The sequence below is a fragment of the Streptomyces sp. NPDC002057 genome (genome assembly GCF_040296665.1).
Classification (GTDB): Bacteria; Actinomycetota; Actinomycetes; order Streptomycetales; family Streptomycetaceae; genus Streptomyces.
The window spans coordinates 1-2,512 of record NZ_JBEOXR010000114.1; the positions used below are offsets into that span (position 1 = coordinate 1).

The window sequence follows — 2,512 nt, forward strand, 5'->3', positions numbered from 1 at the left end:
GCTGGATCCGCTGTTCCCGGTGGAGCGGTTGAACGGTGTGCTGGGTCAGGTGGCGCCGGCGGCGCTCATCACCCAGACGCACCTTCCGAGGCTGACGACCGGGGCCGTGGTCGTGGACCTGACGGCCGAAGTGGCGGAGGTGAGCGCTGTCTCCGGTACGGCCGTGGAGACGTCGGGGTCGCCGGAGTCGGTGGCGTGTGTGATGTTCACGTCGGGCTCGACGGGTCTGCCGAAGGGTGTGATGGCTTCGCACCGGGCGTTGGCGGCGACGTTCGTGGGTCCGGACTATCTCGCTTTCGGTCCGCAGCAGACGTTCCTGCAGTGCTCGCCGGTGTCGTGGGACGCGTTCGCCCTTGAGGTGTTCGGCCCGCTGCTGCACGGCGGCGTGTGTGTCCTCCAGCCCGGTCAGCACACCGACCCGCTCCTGATCGCGGAGCTGGTCGAACGGCACCGGATCACGACGCTCCAGATGTCCGCGAGCCTCTTCAACCACATGCTCGACGAACACCCCGCCGTCTTCCAGGAGGTGCAGGAGGCCATGACGGCCGGCGAGGCCGCCTCGCCCGCCCATGTCACCCGCGCCCTCACCGACCATCCGCACCTGCATCTGCTCAACGGTTATGGTCCGGCGGAGAGCATGGGTTTCACGACGGCGTTCGTGATCGAGCCGGGTGCGGCGGCCGGTGCGGTGAGCATCCCGGTCGGCGGTCCGCTGGCCGGCAAGCACGCCTACGTCCTGGACGCGAGCCTGGAGCTGGTGCCTCCGGGTGTGCCGGGGGAGCTGTACGTGGCCGGGCATGGTCTGGCGCACGGCTACATCGGTCAGCAGGCGTTGACGGCTGACCGGTTCGTGGCGGACCCGCACGGTCCCGCGGGTTCGCGGATGTACCGCACGGGCGATCTGGCCCGGTGGAACAAGCAGGGCGCTCTTGAGTACCTCGGGCGGGGTGACGAGCAGATCAAGCTGCGCGGGTTCCGCATCGAGCCCGGTGAGATCGAGGCGGCGGTCCTCGCCCACCCGGCCGTCATCCAGGCCGCCGCGGTGGTACGGGAGGACCGGCCCGGCGACAAGCGGCTGGTCGCCTACGCGGTCGGTGAGGTGACGCCGGAGGACCTGCGGCGGCACGTCACCGCACGCCTGCCCGAACACCTCGTGCCCTCCGCGTTCGTCGTCCTCGACGAGCTCCCCCGTACGGTCAACGGCAAGCTGGACCGTCGTGCCCTGCCCGCCCCCGACGACAGCGCACGTTCCGAAGGCGGACGCGCCCCGCGCAACCCCGCCGAGGAGATCCTCTGCGGCCTCTTCGCCGACACCCTCGGCCTCGACACCGTCACCATCGACGACAACTTCTTCCACCGCGGCGGACACTCCCTCCGCGCCACCAAACTCACCTCGAAGATCCGGGACGCCTTCGGCGTACGGCTCGGGGTGCGGGAGATCTTCCAGCACCCGACCGTGGCCCGGCTCGCCGAGCTGATCGCGGTGAGCGGCGGCGAGGAGGAGCGCCCCGCGCTGGTCGCCGGGCCGAGGCCGGAGCGGCTGCCGCTCTCCTCCGCCCAGCAACGCCTCTGGTTCCTCGACCAGATGGAGGGTCCCTCACCCACGTACAACATCCCGCTGGCCGTACGGCTCACCGGCGCCCTCGACGCGGAGGCCCTGCGCCGCGCGCTCACGGACGTCGTCGTACGCCATGAATCCCTGCGCACCTCCTTCCCCTCCGAGGGGGGCTCGCCCCACCAGGCGATCCGCCCTCTCGCGGCGACCGACCTCGCGCTCCCGGTGATCCCGGTGACGGAGGAGTCCCTGCCCCAGGTGCTGGCCCGGCTGTCCGGCACCGCCTTCGACCTCTCCACGGACCTGCCCATCCGCGCGGATCTGCTGGAGCTGTCCCCCGAGGAGCACGTGCTCCTGGTGGTGATGCACCACATCGCCTCCGACGGCTGGTCGAACGGCCCGCTCCTGCGGGACCTCGCCACGGCGTACACGGCCCGTGGCGAGGGGAACGCCCCCGACTGGGCGCCGCTCCCCGTCCAGTACGCCGACTACACCCTGTGGCAGCGGAGCCTCCTCGCCATCGATGAGGAGCGCCAACTCGACTTCTGGCGGAGCCGACTGGCCGAACTGCCCGAGGAGGCGACCCTGCCGGCGGACCGGCCGCGGCCCGCCGTCGCCTCCTACCGAGGGGCCACCCACGAGGTGACCGCCCCCGCGCACACGCACGCCGCCCTGACCGGGCTGGCGCGCGAGACCGGAACCACCCTGTTCATGGTCGCCCAGGCCGCCGTCGCCACCGTGCTCTCACGGTGCGGCGGCGGGGTAGACGTCCCGATCGGTTCGCCGGTCGCGGGGCGGACGGATCAGGCTCTCGACGATCTCGTGGGCTTCTTCGTCAATACGTTGGTTCTGCGTACGGATGTGGGTGGTGATCCCACCTTCCGTGAGGTGTTGGGCCGGGTGCGGGAAACGGATCTTTCCGCGTGGGCTCATCAGGACCTTCCGTTCGACCGGCTC

At 71.1% G+C, this 2,512-nt stretch carries 1 protein-coding gene; it reads left to right on the plus strand.

The annotated features are described in order from the left end of the window. Positions 1-49 precede the first annotated feature (49 nt). The coding region (locus ABT129_RS37955; RefSeq protein ID WP_351910826.1) for a condensation domain-containing protein at positions 50-2,512 on the plus strand (2,463 nt) is incomplete at its 3' end.